The organism is Luteimonas sp. AC640a (assembly GCF_979256585.1).
Genome location: NZ_CEEDOV010000018.1, coordinates 257,074 through 277,684 on the forward strand (window position 1 = coordinate 257,074; position 20,611 = coordinate 277,684).

16 protein-coding genes are annotated in these 20,611 nt (G+C 67.5%); 7 read left to right on the forward strand and 9 right to left on the reverse strand.

Annotation, left to right across the window (positions count from 1 at the left end; translation table 11 throughout):
* Positions 1-88: 88 nt before the first annotated feature.
* Positions 89-517, forward strand: coding sequence for an organic hydroperoxide resistance protein (locus ACZ9YD_RS14675; protein WP_465076002.1), 429 nt, complete (start codon positions 89-91; stop codon positions 515-517).
* A gap of 36 nt (positions 518-553) precedes the next feature.
* Here the strand turns inward: ACZ9YD_RS14675 and ACZ9YD_RS14680 are convergent, their stop codons facing one another.
* The 6 genes from ACZ9YD_RS14680 to ACZ9YD_RS14705 form a co-directional block, all read right to left on the reverse strand.
* Positions 554-1,075 carry an N-acetyltransferase family protein gene (locus tag ACZ9YD_RS14680; protein WP_465076003.1) on the reverse strand — a complete coding sequence of 174 codons (522 nt, stop codon included), beginning with the start codon at positions 1,073-1,075 and terminating at the stop codon, positions 554-556.
* Between the two features lie 5 nt (positions 1,076-1,080).
* Positions 1,081-1,266 carry a hypothetical protein gene (locus tag ACZ9YD_RS14685; protein WP_465076004.1) on the reverse strand — a complete coding sequence of 62 codons (186 nt, stop codon included), beginning with the start codon at positions 1,264-1,266 and terminating at the stop codon, positions 1,081-1,083.
* The gene (gene aspS / locus ACZ9YD_RS14690; RefSeq protein ID WP_465076005.1) at positions 1,263-3,032 is read right to left on the reverse strand and encodes an aspartate--tRNA ligase; all 1,770 of its coding nucleotides are present in this window, start codon (positions 3,030-3,032) and stop codon (positions 1,263-1,265) included. Before aspS ends, ACZ9YD_RS14685 begins: the two co-directional genes overlap by 4 nt.
* Positions 3,033-3,144: 112 nt before the next feature.
* The gene (locus ACZ9YD_RS14695) at positions 3,145-3,492 is read right to left on the reverse strand and encodes an FmdB family zinc ribbon protein (RefSeq protein WP_465076006.1); all 348 of its coding nucleotides are present in this window, start codon (positions 3,490-3,492) and stop codon (positions 3,145-3,147) included.
* A 120-nt stretch (positions 3,493-3,612) separates the two neighbouring features.
* Complete coding sequence (locus ACZ9YD_RS14700; protein ID WP_465076007.1) at positions 3,613-4,308, reverse strand: hypothetical protein; 696 nt, start codon at positions 4,306-4,308, stop codon at positions 3,613-3,615.
* Positions 4,309-4,367: 59 nt separating this feature from the next.
* The gene (locus tag ACZ9YD_RS14705) at positions 4,368-6,236 is read right to left on the reverse strand and encodes an ABC-F family ATP-binding cassette domain-containing protein (RefSeq protein ID WP_465076008.1); all 1,869 of its coding nucleotides are present in this window, start codon (positions 6,234-6,236) and stop codon (positions 4,368-4,370) included.
* 198 nt (positions 6,237-6,434) lie between these two features.
* Here ACZ9YD_RS14705 and ACZ9YD_RS14710 point away from each other — a divergent pair, with 198 nt between their 5' ends.
* The 4 genes from ACZ9YD_RS14710 (at position 6,435) to ACZ9YD_RS14725 (ending at position 14,310) form a co-directional block, all read left to right on the forward strand.
* Complete coding sequence (locus tag ACZ9YD_RS14710; RefSeq protein WP_465076010.1) at positions 6,435-8,834, forward strand: TonB-dependent receptor plug domain-containing protein; 2,400 nt, start codon at positions 6,435-6,437, stop codon at positions 8,832-8,834.
* A gap of 176 nt (positions 8,835-9,010) precedes the next feature.
* The gene (locus ACZ9YD_RS14715; RefSeq protein WP_465076012.1) at positions 9,011-11,410 is read left to right on the forward strand and encodes a TonB-dependent receptor plug domain-containing protein; all 2,400 of its coding nucleotides are present in this window, start codon (positions 9,011-9,013) and stop codon (positions 11,408-11,410) included.
* Between the two features lie 411 nt (positions 11,411-11,821).
* Positions 11,822-13,552 (forward strand): YbaL family putative K(+) efflux transporter, encoded by a 1,731-nt coding sequence (gene ybaL, locus ACZ9YD_RS14720; protein ID WP_465076014.1) that lies wholly within the window; start codon positions 11,822-11,824, stop codon positions 13,550-13,552.
* Positions 13,553-13,554: 2 nt separating this feature from the next.
* Positions 13,555-14,310: an NAD-dependent protein deacylase gene (locus ACZ9YD_RS14725; RefSeq protein WP_465076016.1), complete on the forward strand. Its 756-nt coding sequence runs from the start codon at positions 13,555-13,557 to the stop codon at positions 14,308-14,310.
* 10 nt (positions 14,311-14,320) lie between these two features.
* On the opposite strand, the gene ACZ9YD_RS14730 is transcribed toward ACZ9YD_RS14725, so the two are convergent.
* Positions 14,321-15,190, reverse strand: coding sequence for an AraC family transcriptional regulator (locus tag ACZ9YD_RS14730; protein WP_465076018.1), 870 nt, complete (start codon positions 15,188-15,190; stop codon positions 14,321-14,323).
* Positions 15,191-15,284: 94 nt separating this feature from the next.
* Positions 15,285-16,184 carry a TIGR01777 family oxidoreductase gene (locus tag ACZ9YD_RS14735; RefSeq protein ID WP_465076020.1) on the reverse strand — a complete coding sequence of 300 codons (900 nt, stop codon included), beginning with the start codon at positions 16,182-16,184 and terminating at the stop codon, positions 15,285-15,287.
* 53 nt (positions 16,185-16,237) lie between these two features.
* Between ACZ9YD_RS14735 and ACZ9YD_RS14740 the strand changes: the two genes are divergently transcribed.
* On the forward strand, positions 16,238-16,915 hold the full coding sequence (locus ACZ9YD_RS14740; RefSeq protein ID WP_465076021.1) for a hypothetical protein: 678 nt from the start codon (positions 16,238-16,240) through the stop codon (positions 16,913-16,915).
* Between the two features lie 57 nt (positions 16,916-16,972).
* On the opposite strand, the gene clpB is transcribed toward ACZ9YD_RS14740, so the two are convergent.
* Positions 16,973-19,570: an ATP-dependent chaperone ClpB gene (clpB, locus tag ACZ9YD_RS14745; protein WP_465076022.1), complete on the reverse strand. Its 2,598-nt coding sequence runs from the start codon at positions 19,568-19,570 to the stop codon at positions 16,973-16,975.
* A gap of 189 nt (positions 19,571-19,759) precedes the next feature.
* Here clpB and ACZ9YD_RS14750 point away from each other — a divergent pair, with 189 nt between their 5' ends.
* The gene (locus tag ACZ9YD_RS14750) at positions 19,760-20,479 is read left to right on the forward strand and encodes a glutathione S-transferase (protein ID WP_465076023.1); all 720 of its coding nucleotides are present in this window, start codon (positions 19,760-19,762) and stop codon (positions 20,477-20,479) included.
* Positions 20,480-20,611 lie beyond the last annotated feature (132 nt).

Consider the following 20,611-nt stretch of genomic DNA (forward strand, 5'->3'; position numbering starts at 1 on the left):
GACTTTGTATCACCAATCGTCGCCCGAGACCGTGCACGATGGCTACCTCGCCGGCGCATTCCGTGACCGGTCCGACAGGAGATTTCCGATGTCCATCGACACCGTGCTCTACACCGCCACCGCCAGTGCAACCGGCGGCCGCGAAGGCCGCGCCACCTCGTCCGACAACGTCCTCGACGTCACCCTGTCGACCCCGCGCGAACTCGGCGGCGCCGGCGGCCCCGGCACGAATCCCGAGCAGCTGTTCGCAGCCGGCTATTCGGCCTGCTTCCTCGGCGCGCTCAAGTTCGTCGCCGGCCAGCACAAGGTCGCGCTGCCGGCCGACACCACGGTCACCGGCAAGGTCGGCATCGGCAAGATTCCGACCGGCTTCGGCATCCAGGCCGATCTCAGCATTTCGGCGCCGGGCGTGGATCGCGAGCAGCTGCAGACCCTGGTCGACGCCGCGCACATCGTGTGCCCGTACTCGAACGCGACCCGCGGCAACATCGACGTGACGTTGTCGATCGCCGAGTAAGTCGCAGGTGGGTGGGACGCGCCCGGCGCGTCCCGCTCAGCCCTGCGCCGGACGGCGCAGGATGAATTCCAGATCGTTGATCGAGCCGACCGGGAAGATGTAGTCCCCGACCTGCTCGAAGCCGTAACGCGCGTAGAAGCGCTGGGCGCCTAGGTTCTCCGACCACACGCCGACCCACAGCGTGCGCGGACCGTCGCGCAGCAGCCACTCCATCGCGGCGTCCATCATCCGCGTGCCGTTGCCGCCACCCTGGTGACCCTGCACGAGATAGAGCCGCTTGAGTTCGCCGTCGCCCTTGGCGACATCTGCGTGCGGCAGGCCACACGGACCGGCCGCGGCGTGGCCGATCGCCTCACCCTCGTGCTCCAGCAGCCAGACCGCGTAATCGGGATGCGCAAGGATCGTGCGCTGCTTCTCCACCGCGTACGCGTCGGCGAGGAACGCCGCGAGATCCCCTGGCGGATACAGATGGCCGAAGGTCTCGGTGAACGTGCGCGCGGCCAGCGCCGACAGCGTGGCCGCATCGTCGACAGTGGCGCGGCGCAGGGTCGTCGGCATCTACGTCAGACCTGCTCGATGTCCCACGCGGCATGCGTATCGGGCACAAAGGTCAGACCGACGGCACCCGAACGTGCGAACAGTTCCGGCGCATAGGTCCGCACGAGCCAGCCGCCGAGCACGCGGGCGCGCTCGGTGACCAGTCCAGAGGCGTCATCGCTCGACAGCGCTTTCCATTCCAGCGCGCTCACGACACCACCGCCTTCGGCCGGACCTGGATATGCACTTCGGCCAGCTGCGCGTCCGCGATCGGCGACGGCGCGTCGGTCATCAGGCACTGCGCGCCGGTGGTCTTCGGGAACGCGATGACGTCGCGGATCGACTCGGTGCCGGCCATCAGCGCGGCGATGCGGTCGATGCCGAATGCGATGCCGCCATGCGGCGGCGCGCCGTACTTCAGCGCGTCGAGCAGGAAGCCGAACTTCGCCTGCGCTTCTTCGGCGCCGATGCCCAGCAGTTCGAACACCGCCGACTGCATCGAGGAGCGGTGGATACGGATCGAACCGCCGCCGATCTCGTTGCCGTTGAGCACCATGTCGTAACCGCGCGACACGGCCGTCGCGGCGTTCGCGCGCAGGTCGGCCTCGTCGTCGACCGACGGCGCGGTGAAGGGGTGATGCAGCGCGACGTAGCGCTGCGCCTCGTCGTCCCATTCGAACATCGGGAAGTCGGTGACCCACAGCGGCGCCCAGCCGTCGGCAACCAGATTGAAATCCTTGCCGGCCTTCAGGCGCACCGCGCCCATGAAATCGCTGACGGTCGAATACTTGCCGGCGCCGAAGAACACGAGGTCGCCATTGCCGGCGCCGACGTGCGACACCAGACCCGCGAACGCGGCCTCGTCGAAGAACTTCTGGATCGGCGAGCTGACCTCGCCCGTCTCCGAAATCTTGACGTAGGCCAGACCCTTCGCGCCGTACTTCGCAGCATGCGCAGCGTATTCGTCGATCTGCTTTCGACTCAGACTCGCGCCACCCGGAATGCGCAGCGCGCAGACGCGGCCGCCGGCTTCGTTGGCCGGGCCGGTGAACACCGCGAACTGGCTGTCCTTGACCAGATCGGCGACGTCGACCAGTTCCAGCGCGATGCGCAGGTCCGGCTTGTCCGAGCCGTAGCGACGCATCGCCTCTGCGTAGGTCATGCGCGGGAATTCGGCAGCGAGTTCAACGTTGGCGACATCGCGGAACACGTCGCGGATCATCGCCTCGACGAGATCCTGCACGTCGCGCTCCGACACCCACGCGAACTCCATGTCGAGCTGGGTGAACTCCAGCTGGCGGTCGGCGCGCAGCGCTTCGTCGCGGAAGCAGCGCGCGATCTGGTAGTAGCGGTCGAAGCCCGCCATCATCAGGATCTGCTTGAACAGCTGCGGCGACTGCGGCAATGCGTAGAACTCGCCGGGATGCATGCGCGCCGGCACCAGGAAGTCGCGCGCACCTTCCGGCGTCGCCTTGGTCAGGATCGGCGTCTCGATGTCCTGGAAACCCTTGTCGTCCAGCCAGTGGCGCAGCGCGCTGACCAGCTTGGTGCGCGTACGCATCCTGCGCTGCATTTGCGGATGACGCAGGTCGAGATAGCGGTACTTCAGGCGCGTTTCTTCGCCCGGATTCTCGTGGTGGTGGAACGGCAGCGGCTCGGCCTTGTTCAACACTTCGATCTGCGTGGCGACGATCTCGACCTGGCCGGTGCGGATCTTCGCATTGACCGAATGCCGCGCGCGCACCGTGCCGGTGATGCGCAGGCAGTCCTCGTAGCCCACCTTCTCGGCGGTCGCGACGACGGCCGCATTGCCGTCCGCGTCCGACGACTCCGCAACCACCTGCACGATGCCTTCGTGGTCACGCAGGTCGATGAAGCAGACGCCGCCGAGGTCGCGGGCGACATCGGCCCATCCGCACAGGATGACGGTCTGGCCGATCAGCGATTCATCGATCAGGCCGCAGAAATGGGTACGCATGGGAACTCCGGACACGAAAGCGCGGGCGCACAGACCGCCATGGCGACGGCCGAGCTGGATGGAAGCCCGCTAGTTTAAGGCGTCGCCGCGGCGCGCGCGGCGGCAGGGGCCGTCAGTCCGCCGAGGCGGGCTTCGCGGCAGGCTTGGCGGCCGGCTTCGATTCGCTGGCCGCGGGCTTGGGTTCGCTCTTGGCCGCAGGTGCGTCGTCAGCCGGTTTGTCAGCGCCCGACTTGGCACCGCCATCGCCGCTCTCGACCAGATTGCGCTTCTTGTCGCCGTCCTTCTTGAAGTCGGTCTCGTACCAGCCGCTGCCGGCGAGGCGGAACGACGGCGCGGTGAGCTGCCGCTTGACCGCGGACGCGCCGCAGTCGGGGCAGGTCTCGGGATCAGGATCGGACATCTTCTGCAGACGGTCGAAACTGTGGCCGCATTCGGCGCACTGGAAGGCATAGATCGGCATGGGAGCGCTGCGAGGAATTCAGGGGGACGGACATGAGGACGCCCCGGACCGGTTCAAGCCGGCCGGGGCGCGATTGTGCGGGATCGCAGCAGGCGCCGCATCCGCGGCGCCTGTGCCGGGTCAGTAGCCCCAGGGCGCAGGTGGGGCGGCGACGGTCTTGGTCAGGTCGAACTCGACCTGGAACTTGCGACCGCCCGGACGGGCCAGCTCGTAGACGAAGCGCTTGCCGGGCTCGATGTCCATCGCCCAGGTATTGGTGACCGAGGCGTTGAGGCCTTCCTTCTCGAACAGCGCGATGGACTCGGCGTCGACCGGAAATTCCTGGCGCTGCGCGGTGCCGGCGTTCTGCGATTCGCCGCCGTACATGGTGACCGGGTCCTCGCTGCCGTCGGGCATGCGGTGGTCGTGCTTGAGGCGCAGGCCATGCTCGGTGCGGGTCAGGATCCAGGTGCGCGAGTGATCGTCGCCGACATGGAACGGGATGCGCAGCTCTTCCTTGCGGTTGCTGCAATCGCGCACGTGCATGACCAGTTCCTTGCCCTCGAACGGATCGGGCTCGGCGCCCGGCGCAGGCGCCGGCTCGTTGGTGATGATGCGGCCCGCGAAGGCTTCGCCGCAGTGGCGGGCGATCGCGGCGAGGAATTCATCGGCAGGCACGCGCTGGGTGGCGGCATCGACCGCCGCGGCAGCAGCAGCGGCATCGGCGGTGGGGTTGGCCGCGGCAGGCGGCGCGGGTTCGGCGGATTCCTTGCCACCGCAGGCGGCGAGCGAAATCACGGTGGCGAGCAGTGCGAGTCGGAGCGGATTCGGGTTCATCGCATCACCCTAACCGGCACCCGCAAGGGCGGCAACCCGGGCGAACCCGGGGATCGCGATTACGCAGCTTCGTACAGCGCCAGCAGATCGCCTTCGGCCTGTTCGAGCTCGGCGCGCAGCGCAGCCTGGCGCTGGCCGAGCGTCGTGGCCTTGTCGGGATCGGCATACGTGCCCGGATCGGCAAGCGCGCCGTCGATGTCCGACAGCGCCTGCTCGAGTTCGGCGACGCGCCCTTCCGCCTTCTGCAGCTTGTGCGGATTGGCCTTCGGACGCGACGCGGCCGGCGCGGCGACAACTGCGGGCGCGTCGGCTTTGGTCGGCGGTGGCGTGCGCAGTTCGCCGGCATTGCCACGCGCGCGCAGCCATGCCGCGTACTCGTCGAGATCACCGTCGAACGGAATCACCACGCCGTCGGACACGCGCCAGAAGGTGTCGCTGACCAGGCCGATGAGATGGCGGTCATGCGAGACCAGCACGATCGCGCCGGCGAAGTCGCTGAGCGCTTCGGCCAAGGCCTCGCGCATTTCGAGATCGAGATGGTTGGTCGGTTCGTCGAGCAGCAGCACGTTCGGCTGCAGCCAGGCGATCAGCGCCAGCGCCAGGCGCGCGCGTTCGCCGCCGGAGAAGCCGTCGATGCTCTCGAACGCGCGATCGCCCGGGAAGCTCCACTTGCCGAGGAAGTCGCGGAACGACTGGATCGACGCGGTCGGCGAGATCTCGCGCAGGTGGTCGATCGGCGACGTGCCGGCGACCAGCGATTCCACCGTGTGCTGGGCGAAGTAGCCGATGCGCAGGTCCGGGTGCGCGTAACGCTCGCCGGCCAGCAACTGCAGCTCACCGACCAGCGTCTTGACCAGCGTCGACTTGCCGGCGCCGTTCGGGCCGAGCAGGCCGATGCGGTCGCCGGCTTCGAGACCGAAGCCGACGTTGTCGAGAATGACGACCCGCCCGTCCGCGGTCGGATAGCCACAGGTGCCGTGATTGATGCGCAGCAACGCGTGCGGCAGCTTCACCGGCGCCGGGAAATCGATCTGCACCTCGCGCTCGGCGCGCACGGCTTCGGTGTCGGCCATCTTGGCCAGACGCTTGACCCGCGACTGCGCCTGCTTGGCCTTGGCCGCGCTGGCCTTGAAGCGGTCGATGAACTTCTGCAGATGCGCCTTCTCGGCCTGCGACTTCTCGTGCGTGATCTGCTGCAGGCGCAGCTGCTCGGAGCGCTGGCGCTCGAACGAGGTGTAATCGCCGGAGTACAGCTTGGCCTTGCCGCCATGCAGGTGCAGCGTGTGGGTGCAGACGTTGTCGAGGAACTCGCGGTCATGCGAGATCAGCAGCAGCGTGCCCGGATACTTGAGCAGCCACTGCTCCAGCCACAGCACGGCGTCGAGATCGAGATGGTTGGTCGGCTCGTCGAGCAGCAGCATGTCGCTCGGCGTCATCAGCGCGCGGGCGAGATTCAGACGCACGCGCCAGCCGCCGGAGAACGTCGCGACGGCACGCTGGTGGGTCTCGGCCGGAAAGCCCAGACCGTGCAGCAGCTTGCCCGCGCGCGCGCCGGCGTCGTACGCGCCGACTTCGGCCATGCGCATGTGCACATCGGCGACTGCTTCCCAGTCTTCGGCGGCCAGCGCATCGGCCTCGGCCTTGAGCACGGCGGCCACCGCGGCGTCGCCGCCGAGCACAAAGTCGATGGCCGGATCCGGCAGCGAGGGCATTTCCTGGGCGATGCTGGCGAGGCGCAGGCGGTTGGGCAGATCGAGATCGCCCTTGTCAGCCTCGACCTCGCCGCGCACGGCTGCGAACAGGGAAGACTTGCCGGTGCCGTTGCGGCCGACCACGCCGACGCGCCAGCCGGCGTGCATGGTCAGGTCCATCTCGGACAGCAGCAGCCGTTCGCCACGCCGCAGGGCGAAATTCTTGAAAGAGATCATGGCGACGATTCTACCGGACGCCGCCTGTCGGGCGGCTTTCCGGGGAGTGCAGCGCGCGGTTTGCCAGAACGCGGAAGTGGCTCGGACACGGCCGTTTCGATGCCGATGAAACCTTTGACCGGTTTGTTACGTGCGTGTTAAAGCCGAAGGGCAGTCGTTTCGCACGCATCGCTTTCCTACCCCCACAAGGACCGCCGCATGACCCGACGCCCGCTGCATCTCGCCCTGCTCGCATCGCTGGCCGCAGGCCCCGTCCTCGCCCAGGACGCACCCGCCGCGCAGAACCCGCGCACGCTCGATACGCTGATCGTCACCGGTACCCGGGTCTCCGACCGCACGGTGGCCGAATCGCAATCGCCGATCGATATCCTCACGCCCGAAACACTGACCTCCACCGGCACGCCGGAACTGGCCACCGCGCTGTCGCGCGCACTGCCGTCGCTGAACTTTCCGCGGCCAGCGATCAACGACGGCACCGACGCCGTACGTCCCGCGCAGATCCGCGGTCTGTCGCCGGATCACGTGCTCGTGCTGGTCAACGGCAAGCGCTATCACTCCGGCGCGCTGGTCAACGTCAACGGTTCACAGGGCCGCAGTTCGTCGCCGGTCGACCTCAACACCATTCCGATCTCGGCGATCGAACGCGTCGAAGTGCTGCGCGATGGCGCGTCGGCGCAGTACGGCTCGGACGCGATCGCCGGTGTGATCAACATCGTGCTCAAGGGAAGACCCGGCAGCGGTGGCGTGTCCGCGCGCTACGGCCAGTACAGCGCCGGCGACGGTGAGCAGTACCAGGTGCTGGCGGATGCCGGCTTCGGCATCGGCAACGACGGCTTCGTGCACCTGTCCGCGCAGGGCGCGCACCAGGACCAGACCAATCGCGCGAGGCCGTTCATCGGCACGCCCGGCCCGACCACCGCGCCACTCGGTCAGGTGGTGCAGCGCCAGGGCGATCCCGAAGTCGACCACCGCTCGGTGACGTTCAACGCCGAACTGCCGGTGACCGAATATCTGCAGTTCTACGGCACCGGCATCTACACCAAGCGCGATTCGCTTTCCAACGGCTTTTTCCGCCCCGCCGGCGACCCGCGCAACATTCCGTCGATCTATCCCGACGGTTTCCTGCCGCAGATCAACAATGTCACCACCGACCACCACTTCACCGCCGGCTTCAAGGCCGAGACCGCGGGCGGCACCGCGATCGACTTCAGCTACACCTACGGCGACAGCGAGATGACGTTCGACATCCTCAACACGCTCAACCGGAGCCTGGGCCCGACGTCGCCGACGCAGTTCTACGCCGGTGCGCTGGAAGTCCGCCAGCACGTGCTGAATCTCGACCTGAGCAAGCAGCTCGAATGGGGCCTCGACTATCCGGTGACCTGGTCCTATGGCGCCGAATGGCGCGGCGACGGTTTCATCCAGTCGCCGGGCGAACCGCTGTCGTATGCGAACGGCGGTGTCGTCGCGCCGGGCCAGACCACGCCGCTGCCGGGCGCGCAGGTGTTCGCCGGCTTCCGTCCCGGCGACGGCGGCGACTTCGACCGCAATGCGCTGTCGTTCTATACGGGGCTCGAAGCCGACCTCACCGACAAGCTGTCGCTGGGCGTGGCGGGCCGCTTCGAGGACTTCAGCGATTTCGGCGACACCAGCAACCTCAAGATCTCCAGCCGCTTCGAATTCACCGACGCCGTTGCCCTTCGCGCGACGGCCTCGACCGGCTTCCGCGCGCCGTCACTGCAGCAGCAGTATTTCCAGTCGACGGCGACGAACTTCATCGCCACCCCGCAGGGCACGCTGCCGTTCGACATCGTGACCTTCCGCGTGACCAACCCAGCCGCGATCGCGCTGGGCGCCGAACCGCTGCGCGCGGAAGAGTCGACCAACTACAGCCTGGGTCTGGTGCTGCAGCCCGTCGAGAACCTCTACGTCACCATCGACGCCTACCAGATCGAGGTCGAGGACCGCATCTCGCTGTCGGCCAATCTCACCTCGGCGCCGGTGCGCAATTACCTGCAGGCCAACGGCTTCGCGGGCGTCGGCGGCGGCCGCTACTTCACCAACGCCATCGACACCACGACCCGCGGCGTGGACCTGGTCGGCACCTACGGCTGGGCGCTGGCGAACAGCCAGCTCGATCTGACGCTGGGCTACAACTACAACAAGACCACCATCGACCGGGTGGCCGAGAACCCGGCCACGCTGACCGCGATCGATCCGACCGCGGTGCGCTTCGACCGGGTCGAACGCGGTCGCTTCGAGGTCGGCGCGCCGCGCGACAAGATCCTGCTCGGCGGCACCTGGACCGTGGGCGGGTTCGAAGCGACGGCCAATGCGACGCGCTACGGTGACTTCAGCGTGCTCGGCAGCACCGCCGCGCTCGACCAGACCTTCGACGCGGCCTGGACGCTGGACCTCGCGTTCTCCTACGCGCTCGACAAGTGGACGTTCACCGTCGGCGGCGACAACGTGCTCAACGCGTATCCGGACGAAGTGCTGTTCGCGAACTCCACCGGCGGCCAACTGCCATGGAGCGGCAGTTCGCCCTTCGGTTTCAATGGCGCCTTCGTCTACGCGAACGCCGCCTACCGCTGGTAAATCCCCGCGTCACACCGCGATTTCTCGACGCCCCGGTCTGCCGGGGCGTCGTCGTTTGCGGCCGATACTGTCGTTCCACAAAAGGAACGATTGGATCGCATTTTTATGATCATTGACGGTTTCAGGACAATGCGCTCCAATCGCCTTTACGAATTTCCAACAACAGGCTTCCCCCGATGCTTCGCCCCCACCGTTTGACCCTCGCCGTCGCCGCGGCGCTGGTGTTCCCGACCGCCGCATTTGCCCAGCAGGCCCCCGCCGACACGCAGGCGCGCACCTCCACGCTCGACACCCTGATCGTCACCGGCACCCGCGTCAGCGACCGCACCGTCGCCGAATCGCAGTCGCCGATCGACATCATCACGGCCGAGACGCTGACCGCCTCCGGCACCACGGAACTGGCGACCGCACTCGCACGCGCCCTGCCCTCGCTGAACTTTCCGCGCCCGGCGCTGACCGACGGCACCTCGGCGATCCGCCCGGCGCAGTTGCGCGGCCTCGCGCCCGACCAGGTGCTGGTGCTGGTCAACGGCAAGCGTCGCCACACCTCGTCGCTGCTCAATCTCAACGGCACGATCGGCCGCGGCTCGTCGCCGGTCGACCTCAATACCATTCCGATCTCGGCGATCGACCGCGTCGAAGTGCTGCGCGACGGCGCGTCAGCGCAGTACGGCTCCGATGCGATCGCCGGCGTCGTCAACGTGGTGCTCAAGGGCTCGTCCGAAGGCGGCAGCCTGTCGGTGAGCGCGGGCCAGTATTCGGCTGGCGACGGCAAGCAGACCCAGATCGCCGGCGACACCGGCCTGGCGCTCGGTGAGCGCGGCTTTCTGCACCTGTCGGCGCAGGTCGGCCAGCAGGAAGAGACCAACCGCGCGCGTCCGTTCGCGGGCACGCCGGGCGTCACCCAGCCCGCGCTCGGCCAGAAGGCCTTCGTGATCGGCGAGCCGGAAGTCGATTTCGGCGCGGTCGGTTTCAACACCGACATCGCCCTGACCGACAGCATCAGCGTCTACGGCTTCGGTACTGCGAGCAATCGCGATGTCACCTCGTTCGCGTTCTTCCGCGCCCCAAACAATACCGCGCAGAACATCCGCAGCGTCTATCCCGACGGCTTTCTGCCGGAGATCAACAACATCTCCAAGGACCGGTCGCTGGTCGCCGGCGTCAAGGGCCACGCGGGCGAGTGGAACTGGGACCTGAGCTACAACTACGGCTACAACCACCTCGAGTTCTATACGCGCAACACGCTCAACGCGAGCCTGGGCGCGACCTCGCCGACCTCGTTCTACGACGGCGCGCTCGAGACCACGCAGAACATCGTCAACCTCGACATCAGCCGTCCGCTGGAAATCGGCCTGGCCTATCCGGCGACGCTGTCGTTCGGCGTGGAAGGCCGCAACGAGAAGTGGAACCAGTCGCCGGGCGAATACGGTTCGTACGCGAACGCCGGCCTCGGTGCACCCGGTGCGGGCGCAGGCGCGCAGGGCTTCGGCGGTTTCGCGCCCGAAGTCGCCGGTGCCTTCGACCGCGACAGCCACGCGGTGTACGCGGGTCTGGAAGCGGACTTGACCGAGAAGTTCTCGGCCGGCGCCGCGGCACGCTACGAGGACTACGACGATTTCGGCAGCCAGGTCTCGGGCAAGCTCTCGGCGCGCTATGCGTTCAACGATGCGGTCGCGTTGCGCGGCACGGTGGCGAGCGGCTTCCGCGCACCGTCGCTGGCGCAGCAGTATTTCCAGACCGTCAGCACGACTTTCCTGGCCGGCATCAACACGCCGTTCGAGATCCGCACGTTCCCGGCCAGCAGCGCGGTCGCGCAGGCCTTCGGCGCCGAGGCGCTGAAGCCCGAGGAGTCGCTGTCCTACAGCCTGGGTCTGGTGTTGCAGCCGGTCGACAATCTCTACGTCACCGTCGACGCCTACCAGATCGATGTCGACGACCGCATCGCGCTGTCCTCCAACCTCACCGGTGACGCGGTGCGTCGCCTGCTCGAATCGCAGGGCATCTTCGGCATCACCGGCGGCCGCTACTTCACCAACGCCATCGACACGCGCACGCGCGGCATCGACGTCGTTGGCAGCTACCGCTGGGATCTCGCCGCCAGCAGCTTCGACCTGACCGCCGGCTACAACCACACCAAGACCGAGATCACCCGCATCGCGGCGAACCCGGATGAGCTGGCGCAGAACGGCCTCAACCTCGAGCGCATCGACCGCGTCGAGATCGGCCGCATCGAGGATGGCTTCCCGCGCAACAAGTTGTTGCTCTCGGGCACGTGGAACGTGGACGACTGGGCGTTCGCGGTATCGACCACGCGCTACGGCAGCGTGCGCACGACACCGAACAACGCCGCGCTCGACCAGAAGTACGGTGCCAAGTGGCTGCTCGACCTGTCGGCGACGTTCAGGCCGGGCGACAACTGGGCCCTGACGCTGGGCGCGGACAACGTGCTCAACGAGTATCCGGACGAGAACATCTTCGGCAACTCGACCAACGGGCAGTTCCCCTACAGCAACCTTTCCCCGTTCGGGTTCGGCGGCGCGTTCGCCTACGCGAAGGTCGCCTACACCTGGTAATCGGCGTCTGCTGATTACGCTTCGATGCCCCGGCTTGCCGGGGCATCGTCGTTTCGGGGTTCTGGATTTCTCCCGAACGCTCGGCGAGCTCGGATCGAACGGCATGACTTCGGAGACCCAGCGCCCGCCGGGCCGTTGTCGGGTCGTCAGGTTCGGCTGCTTCGGATCCTTGCTTCCACTGATTTCCATCGGATGCCGAAGGGTGTCCTGACAGCACTCGCGCATGTCCGAGGCCGAACACAGGCGTTCGATGCAACATCGATCTCGTCCGTTTGACCGGCACATTCCCGCCCGTTCCCGGCCTTTCGCATCGTCAACACCGTAATTCGACGAAGAACGTGCAGATTGCTGCTTGCCCCTGTCGCAAGGCGTCGGCGACACTGCAAGGCCAGTTATGGCGACATGCCCCCGATGCCGCACAACACCGACCTGATCAACATTGTCGCCGTCGGCCTGGTGACGGCCTTCGTGTTCGGCGCGCTCGCCAACAAGCTGCGGCTCTCGCCGCTCGTGGGCTATCTCGTCGCGGGCATCATCGTCGGACCGTTCACCCCCGGCTTCGTCGCCGACCAGGACCTCGCCAACCAGCTCGCCGAGATCGGCGTGATGCTGCTGATGTTCGGCGTCGGCCTGCACTTTTCGCTGAAGGACCTGATGGACGTGAAGTCCATCGCGATCCCTGGCGCGATCGCGCAGATCACGGTCGCGACCGTGCTCGGCTGGGTGCTGGCGTGGCTGATGGACTGGCCGCTGGTCAGCGGCTTCGTGTTCGGCCTCGCGCTGTCGGTCGCCAGTACCGTGGTGCTGCTGCGCGCGATGGAAGAGCGGCGACTGCTGGATACGCGACGCGGGAAGATCGCGGTCGGCTGGCTGATCGTCGAGGATCTGGTGATGGTGCTGGCACTGGTGCTGCTGCCGGTGCTGGCCGACATCTACACCGATCGCGGTGGCGAGACGCCGCCCGGCGCCGGCGCGATCACGCTGATGATTCTGTGGACGCTGGTCAAGGTCAGCGCCTTCGTCGCGGTGATGCTGCTGGTCGGCCGCCGGGTGATCCCATGGGTACTCGAGCGCATCGCCGGCACCGGCCAGCGCGAACTGTTCACTCTGTCGGTGCTGGCGATCGCGCTGGGCGTGGCGTTCGGCGCATCCACGCTGTTCGGTGTGTCGTTCGCGCTCGGCGCGTTCTTCGCCGGCATGGTGCTCAACGAATCGGAATTCAGCCATGAGGCCGCGAACGATTCGCTCCCTCTTCGAGACGCGTTCGCGGTGCTGTTCTTCGTCTCGGTGGGCATGCTGTTCAACCCGATGATCCTCGTCGAGCATCCGTGGCAGGTGCTGGCGACGTTCCTGATCATCGTGGTCGGCAAATCGATCGCCGCGTACTACATCGTGCGGCTGTTCAAGCATCCGCGTTCGACGGCGTTGACGATTTCCACCAGCCTCGCGCAGATCGGTGAGTTCTCTTTCATCCTCGTCGGTCTTGGCGTCGCGCTGCAGCTATTGCCCGAAACCGGGCGCGATCTTGTGCTGGCCGGTGCATTGCTGTCGATCGTGGTCAATCCGCTGCTGTTCGCCTGGCTCGACCGCTGGCAGGCGAAACAGGAACTCGCCGCGCGTGCCGCTTCGGCTGCAGATGCCGCGCCGCTGCCGCCCGAGCTTGTGGTCCCGGCAGATTTGCACGGTCACGCGATCCTCGTCGGCTACGGCCGCGTCGGCCGTCAGCTGGCGGATCTGCTCAAGCAGCGCGGCGTGCCGCTGGTAATCGTCGAGGACGACAACGAACTGGTGCGTCGCGGGCGCGAGCGCGGCTTCATCGTCGTACGCGGCAACATCGCGTCCGAGCCGGTGATGCTCGACGCCGCGCCCGATCGTGCGGCGCTGGCGATCTTCGCCATTCCGCAGGCACTGGAAGCCGGCGAGGCGATCGAGCGCATGAAGGCCGTCAACCCCGCGCTCACCGTGCTCGCACGCGCGCACAGCGACGGCGAGGTCAAACATCTGCTGCAGCACGGCGCCGACGGTGCGGTGCTGGCCGAACGCGAGCTGGCGTATTCGCTGGCCGAGATGGTGATGTCGACGCCGCCGTTCCGCCCGGTGCGTCCGGGTTCGGTCCCGGTCGAGGCGCCGCAGCCGGGCTGACGATGCGCCTGGTCGTGCTCAGTGGTGCGGGCATCTCGGCGGAGAGCGGCATCCCCACGTTCCGTGATGCGCTCACCGGCCTGTGGGCGCACTTCGATGCCGAGCGCCTGGCGACCGAAGACGCGTTCCGCGCCTATCCCGCACTCGTCTGGGGCTGGTACCGCTGGCGCGCGTCGATGGTGGCTGCAGCCGCGCCGAATGCTGCGCACCTCGACGTCGCTGCGCTTGCGGGCGACGGCCACGCGCTGACGGTGGTCACCCAGAACGTCGACGATCTGCACGAACGCGGCGGCGCACGCGACGTGTTGCATCTGCATGGCCGGCTGCTTGCCTCGCGCTGCATCGGATGCGGTGCGCGCATCACGTCTGATCCGATTCTCGCGGCGCCGTCGCCACCCGACGGCGGGACGCGCGAAACGCCGCCCGCCTGCGCGGCCTGCGGCGCAGCGTTCCGCCCCGATGTCGTGTGGTTCGGCGAATCATTGCCGGCAGACGCTTGGGACGCGGCCGAAGCGGCTGTCGACGCCTGCGATCTGCTGGTCGTCATCGGCACCTCGTCACTCGTGTGGCCGGCTGCCGGCCTGCCCGAACGCGCATTGCGCGCCGGCACGCCGGTGCTCGACATCAATCCGCAGGCGACGCCGCTGTCGTCGCGTGCAACTGCGCACTGGTCAGCGACCGCGACCGCCGGCATGGCGCACCTGCGCGCGCGTCTGCAGCAGACGCGGGACGATCCGAGGCGCGTCCTTGCGGACTGAGCGCCGCACCTCAGTCGTCCAACGGCAGCAGGATGTCGGCGCGCAGATCGGCCTCTGCCACCTGCTCGGGATCGTCGAGGAAGTGATAATGCAGCGGCGCATCGCGCAGGCGTTCGCCGCTTGCAGGCCACCACTGCGCCAGCAGACGATCGGTCATGTCTTCCAGTCCCGAGTACGCACCGACATGGCGCACGCGGGCGTGGCGACCACCACCGATCGTCAGACTGCGCAGCGGCCGCGGCACTCTCGCCGGAATCGGCAGGCGTACCGCGGCATCGAACTGCAGCACGTGCGGTGGCAGGTCGCGGTGATCGCCGAGCGGCACGCCGATCAGTGCATCGATGCCGTCCACCAGACCGGCCGTTTCGGCCCAGCCGAACAGACGGCCGAAGGCATCATCGAGCTCGTCGAACGCGCCGCGCGCACGCAGGGCCACGACGTCGAACGGTGCGATCTCGACCAGCTCGACGGCCAGCGGCTCGAACGTCTGCGGCGAGGGCGGTTGCAGCCGATCCAGTAATGCAGTCGCCTGTGCCGTCCGGCCGCGCAACTCGGCAGGCGTGACGTCGAGCGTCTGCCGGAACGTGCGGGCCAATGCCTGCGGACTGGCGTAACCGACGGCGAGCGCGACTTGCGTGACCGTCTCGCCCGCGGCCAGCAACTGCAGCGCGCGCGACAGACGCAGTCGCGTCAGGGTGCGACCCAACGTTTCGCCTGTCGCCGCGCGCCACACGCGATGGAAGTGGAACGGCGACAGGCTGGCCTGGCGCGCGAGCGTCTCCAGCGGCGGCAACGCCGCGCCCTCGGCGACGATGTCCTGCAGGTGCCCGGCGACGGCGGCGATGCGCGGTGCGAGACGGGTCCGGGTGTCGGCTTTCATGGCGGCGCTCGCGTTGGGGTCACCGCGAGTATCCGGTTCCGACGACCGGTGCGCGTACCCGATCTTGCGCAGCGCGGCCTCGGCGCAATGTGGATCAGCGCAGCGCGGATTCCAGATACGGCTCCAGCGTCGGCCAGGCGAACGCGTGGCCACGCTGCTGCAGGCGTGCGGGCATCACGCACTGGCCGTCGACGAGCAGCGTCGCCATTTCGCCCAGGCCGAGTTCGAGCGCCTTCGCCGGCATCGCCAGTAACGCCGGGCGCCGCAGGGCATCCGCCAGCGCGCGGGTGAAACGGGTATTGGCGACCGGCTCGGGCGCGGTGAGGTTGAAGGCGCCGGTCGGCGCATCGGCTACGCCATCGAGATGCGCGCGCAGCAGCGACACCGCCGCATCGATCCAGTCCTCGCGTGCGATCCAGCTCAGCACCTGGCGACCATCGCCCAGACGCGCGCCGAGTCCGAACTGGAACGGCATCCGCAGGCGCTGCAGCATGCCGCCGGCCGGATGCAGCACGACGCCGGTGCGCAGCAGCACCACCGGCACACGGTCCTCGGCCGCACGCGCGGCGTCTTCCCAGTCGGCGCACAGGCGATGCTGGAATTCGTCGTGCGGCGCGCTGTCTTCGTCCAGTGGCGCATCGCCCTGCGCGCCGTACCAGCCGATCGCCGAACCGCTCAGCAGGACTTTCGGCGGCGTGTGCACCGCGCGGATCCAGTCGGTCAGCACGCCGGTCGGAATCAGCCGGCTGTCGCGCAGCGTCTGCTTGCGCGACGCGCTCCATCGCGCGTCGGCGATGCCCGCGCCGGCGAGATTCACCACCGCATCGAAACGATCGTCGGCCCACAACGAGGCATAGTCGCGCACTTCGACGCCTTCGGGCGACGGCGTGGACGCGCGCCGCGACAGCCAGGTGACATGCGCACCATCGCGCTGCAGACGGGCGGTCAGCGCGCTGCCGATGAAGCCGCTGCCGCCGGTGATCAGGATGCGCATGGGTGGGCGCCGGAATCTGTGGAGGTCCATGCTGGCAGAACCGGCATCGGGCCGTGATCACGCGCCTGCGACACCTGTTGGCCTGTCCGCGGAGCACCAACACAGCACAGGCGCCAGATCCGGAGCGACACCGCAGCGACGTTGTAGGCTGTTTCCGGATTTTCAGACGACAAGGACAGCCGATGAAGCTCACGCTCCCCTTCGCCGCCATTGTGGCCTTGATCAGCCTGACGCTGCCCGTGCAGGCCGCGATGCCGGTGGATCATGACTGTGCGCTCCGCGAACCGGCTGCCGACCTGCAGCCGACTGCGCGTCGCCCGTCCGCGACCACCGCTCCACCGCAGCGAACGCAGACACGCACGCCGCGCGCCTACACGCTGCAGGCCTCGTCGCTTCAGACCGATCACGAGCGCGTCCGTAAAGGCACCGCGCATGAGCTTGTCGGAGACCGGAACCTCCAAGCCATGCTGGAGTCGGCGGTCGGCGACATCGAGACCATGACCCCGCTCATCGGTACCGAAACGCTCCTCGCGATGCGGAATGCCGAAAACGCGCACCGCGCACCGGCAGAGTTCCATGCGCGGATCACGGTCGTGTTCGACGATCACAGCGAAGCCGATTTCATGGTCGCGGTCGGTAATTCGGTGGCGATGTACGTCATCGGAAGCGCACGCGCCGCCGATGGCGTCCGGCTCGCGGACGACCGCTGCAGCGCGACGGCCGCGCCCTAACAGGACGCCCGTGGGGCGCTCCGTTTGTGGCGACCCTGCTGACCTGGCGCCGCGGGGTCAGTCCTTCGCGAATCCCAGCTCGCTGCCGGCCGCATCGACGCGGATCGTGTCGCCGCTGACGAATGTGCCGGCGAGGATCCGTTGCGCCAGCGGGTTCTCCAGCTGCTGCTGGATCGCGCGCTTGAGCGGACGCGCGCCGTAGACCGGATCGAAGCCGACATTGCCGAGCAGATCGAACGCGGCGTCCGAGACTTCGATGCGCAGCCCGCGCTCGGCCAGACGCTTGTCCAGACCACGCAGCTGGATCTTCGCGATCTCGCGGATCTGCGCTTTCTGCAGCGGATGGAACACCACGATGTCGTCGAGCCGGTTGATGAACTCCGGACGGAAATGCGCCTGGACGACGCCCATCACCGCCGCCTTCATCTGCGTGTAGCCCTCGGCGCTGTCGGCATCGGTGCCGCGCTCGCTCATTTCCTGGATCTGGTGCGAGCCGAGATTCGAGGTCATCACGATCACGACATTGCGGAAGTCCACCGTGCGGCCCTGTCCATCGGTCAGGCGGCCATCGTCGAGCACCTGCAGCAGGATATTGAAGACATCCGGATGCGCTTTCTCCACCTCGTCGAGCAGGATCACGCTGTACGGACGACGCCGCACGGCTTCGGTCAGATAGCCGCCTTCCTCGTAGCCGACGTAACCCGGGGGCGCACCGATCAGGCGCGCGACCGAGTGCTTCTCCATGAACTCGCTCATGTCGATGCGCACCATCGCGTCCTGGCTGTCGAACAGAAATTCGGCCAGCGCCTTGCACAGCTCGGTCTTGCCGACGCCGGTCGGGCCGAGGAACAGGAACGAGCCGGTCGGACGATCAGGATCGCTGAGTCCGGCGCGCGAACGGCGCACCGAATCGGACACGACCTTGATCGCTTCTTCCTGGCCGATCACGCGCGTGTGCAGCTGCGACTCCATCGCCAGCAGCTTCTCGCGCTCGCCCTCGAGCATTTTGCTGACCGGGATGCCGGTCCAGCGCGCGACGACCTGGGCGATCTCCTCGGCGGTCACCTTGTCCTGCAACAGGGTGAAGCCCTGGGTCTCGGCTTCCTGTGCGGCCTGCAACTGCTTTTCGAGTTCCGGGATGCGCCCGTACTGGATCTCGCTCATGCGCGCGTAATCCTGGGTGCGCTGCGCGGATTCGAGATCGTGCTTGGCCGCTTCGATCTGCTCCTTGATCTTGGTCGCGCCCTGCACGCTGGCCTTCTCGGCCTTCCAGATTTCCTCCATATCGTTGTAGCCGCGCTCGAGCGTGGCGATCTCGGCTTCGAGATCGGCCAGGCGCTGCTTCGACTCCGCATCCTTCTCCTTCTTCAGCGCCTCGCGCTGGATCTTGAGCTGGATCAGCCGGCGTTCCTTGCGGTCGAGTTCCTCGGGCTTGGAGTCGATCTCCATGCGGATACGCGACGCCGCCTCGTCCATCAGATCGATGGCCTTGTCCGGCAACTGGCGGTCGGCGATGTAGCGGTTCGACAGCGTGGCCGCGGCGACGATCGCCGGATCGGTGATTTCCACGCCGTGATGCACCGCGTAGCGTTCCTTGAGGCCGCGCAGGATCGCGATCGTGTCTTCCACGCTCGGCTCGCCGACGAACACCTTCTGGAAACGACGCTCCAGCGCGGCATCCTTCTCGACGTACTTGCGGTATTCGTCGAGCGTGGTCGCGCCGATGCAGTGCAGCTCGCCGCGCGCGAGCGCGGGCTTGAGCATGTTGCCGGCGTCCATCGAGCCTTCGGCCTTGCCGGCGCCGACCATCGTGTGCAGTTCGTCGATGAAAAGAATGATCTGGCCTTCGTTCTTCGACAGATCGTTGAGCACGCCCTTCAGGCGCTCCTCGAATTCGCCGCGGTACTTCGCCCCGGCGATCAGCGCCCCCATGTCCAGAGACAGCACGCGCTTGCCGCGCAGGCCTTCGGGCACTTCGTTGTTGATGATGCGCTGGGCCAGGCCTTCGACGATCGCGGTCTTGCCCACGCCCGGCTCGCCGATCAGCACCGGATTGTTCTTGGTGCGCCGTTGCAGCACCTGGATCGTGCGGCGGATTTCCTCGTCGCGGCCGACCACCGGATCGAGCTTGCCGCTTTCGGCGCGCGCGGTCAGATCGATGGTGTATTTCTCCAGCGCCTGGCGCGCGTCCTCGGCGTTCTCGTCCTTGACGCTCTCGCCGCCGCGCACCTTGGTGATCGCGGTTTCGAGTCGCGCCTTGTCGGCGCCGGCCGCCTTGAGCGCCTTGCCGGCATCGCCGCTGTCGTCAAGCGCAGCAAGCACGAACAGTTCGGAGGCGATGAACGCATCGCCGCGTTGCTGGGCCAGCTTGTCGGTCACGTTGAGCAGGCGCGAGAGATCGTTGCCGACCGACAGCTGGCCGGCCTGGCCGGTGACCTTGGGCAACCGGTCCATCGCTTCGGTCAGGCGCTCACGCAGCACCGGCACGTTGACGCCGGCCTGGCCCAGCAGCGGCCGCGTGCCGCCGCCCTGTTGGTCGAGCAGCGCCAGCAGCAGGTGCACCGGTTCGATGAAATTGTGGTCGCGGCCCACGGCCAGCGACTGCGCGTCGCTCAGCGCTTGCTGGAAACGCGAGGTGAGCTTGTCCATCCGCATCGGGGAATCCTCGGGAGCATGAAGGGCCGGCGGACGCCGGCAATGTCTCTCAGATGCGGTCGAAGCCGCGGGTTGCAAGCGCGGACGGGCCTGCGACGGACCCCTGCGTCGACGGAATCCTGCCGGGGCGCTCACCCGATGCTTGCGGGGCCAGCCCTACGGTACGCCTTCCCCATCCCGGAGCGGCACATGGATTACCAGCTCTACTACTGGACCGGCATCCAGGGGCGCGGCGAGTTCGTCCGCCTTGCACTGGAAGACGCCGGCGCACCTTACGTCGATGTCGCCCGGGAAGCGGGCGATGAGGCGCTGCAGCCCTTCCTCGACGGCGAGCGGGACGGCGCCCGTCCATTCGCCCCGCCGTTCCTGGCATCCGGCAATCTCGTCGTGGCCCAGGTCGCCAACATCCTGCACTTCGTCGGGCCGCGGCTGGATCTGGTGCCCGAAGGTGAAGCCGCGCGGCTGCAGGCATTGCAACTGCAGCTCACCATCGCCGACCTCGTGACCGAGATCCACGACAGCCATCACCCGATCGCCAGCGCCGCGTACTACGAAGACCAGAAGGACGCCGCGAAGCGACGCGCGTCCGATCTGCGCCAGCATCGGCTGCCGAAGTTTCTCGGCTACTTCGAGCAGGTGGTCGATCGCGGCAACGGCCACGCGCTGGGCGCGCATTCGTATGTCGACCTGTCGCTGTTCCAGATCGTGCGCGGGCTCGACTACGCGTATCCGATCGCGATGCAGGCGCTTGCACCGCAGATTCCGCAGCTGCGCAAGCTGGAAGCGCGGATCGCGGCGCGGCCCAACATCGCCGCGTATCTGGCTTCGGAGCGCCGGCTGGCGTTCAACACCAACGGGATCTTCCGGCATTACCCGGAGCTGGATGGTGGGCGCGCCGACGACACCTGAGGCGAAACCGGATTGCACCGACATGGAGGATGTTCAATGCGACGTGGATGGCAGACGACAGCGAGACGTGCAGCGCTTTTCCCGCTCCTGGCCCTCATCGGCGCCTGCGCGCATGGACCCGATGGAGCGGCG

What these genes read in the sequence shown, in the direction of transcription:
- ACZ9YD_RS14675 (WP_465076002.1), top strand. Translation starts at nt 89, where the DNA reads ATGTCCATCGACACCGTGCTCTACACCGCCACCGCCAGTGCAACCGGC.
- ACZ9YD_RS14680 (WP_465076003.1), bottom strand. Translation starts at nt 1,075, where the DNA reads ATGCCGACGACCCTGCGCCGCGCCACTGTCGACGATGCGGCCACGCTG.
- aspS (WP_465076005.1), bottom strand. Translation starts at nt 3,032, where the DNA reads ATGCGTACCCATTTCTGCGGCCTGATCGATGAATCGCTGATCGGCCAG.
- ACZ9YD_RS14695 (WP_465076006.1), bottom strand. Translation starts at nt 3,492, where the DNA reads ATGCCGATCTATGCCTTCCAGTGCGCCGAATGCGGCCACAGTTTCGAC.
- ACZ9YD_RS14700 (WP_465076007.1), bottom strand. Translation starts at nt 4,308, where the DNA reads ATGAACCCGAATCCGCTCCGACTCGCACTGCTCGCCACCGTGATTTCG.
- ACZ9YD_RS14705 (WP_465076008.1), bottom strand. Translation starts at nt 6,236, where the DNA reads ATGATCTCTTTCAAGAATTTCGCCCTGCGGCGTGGCGAACGGCTGCTG.
- ACZ9YD_RS14710 (WP_465076010.1), top strand. Translation starts at nt 6,435, where the DNA reads ATGACCCGACGCCCGCTGCATCTCGCCCTGCTCGCATCGCTGGCCGCA.
- ACZ9YD_RS14715 (WP_465076012.1), top strand. Translation starts at nt 9,011, where the DNA reads ATGCTTCGCCCCCACCGTTTGACCCTCGCCGTCGCCGCGGCGCTGGTG.
- ybaL (WP_465076014.1), top strand. Translation starts at nt 11,822, where the DNA reads ATGCCGCACAACACCGACCTGATCAACATTGTCGCCGTCGGCCTGGTG.
- ACZ9YD_RS14725 (WP_465076016.1), top strand. Translation starts at nt 13,555, where the DNA reads ATGCGCCTGGTCGTGCTCAGTGGTGCGGGCATCTCGGCGGAGAGCGGC.
- ACZ9YD_RS14730 (WP_465076018.1), bottom strand. Translation starts at nt 15,190, where the DNA reads ATGAAAGCCGACACCCGGACCCGTCTCGCACCGCGCATCGCCGCCGTC.
- ACZ9YD_RS14735 (WP_465076020.1), bottom strand. Translation starts at nt 16,184, where the DNA reads ATGCGCATCCTGATCACCGGCGGCAGCGGCTTCATCGGCAGCGCGCTG.
- clpB (WP_465076022.1), bottom strand. Translation starts at nt 19,570, where the DNA reads ATGCGGATGGACAAGCTCACCTCGCGTTTCCAGCAAGCGCTGAGCGAC.
- ACZ9YD_RS14750 (WP_465076023.1), top strand. Translation starts at nt 19,760, where the DNA reads ATGGATTACCAGCTCTACTACTGGACCGGCATCCAGGGGCGCGGCGAG.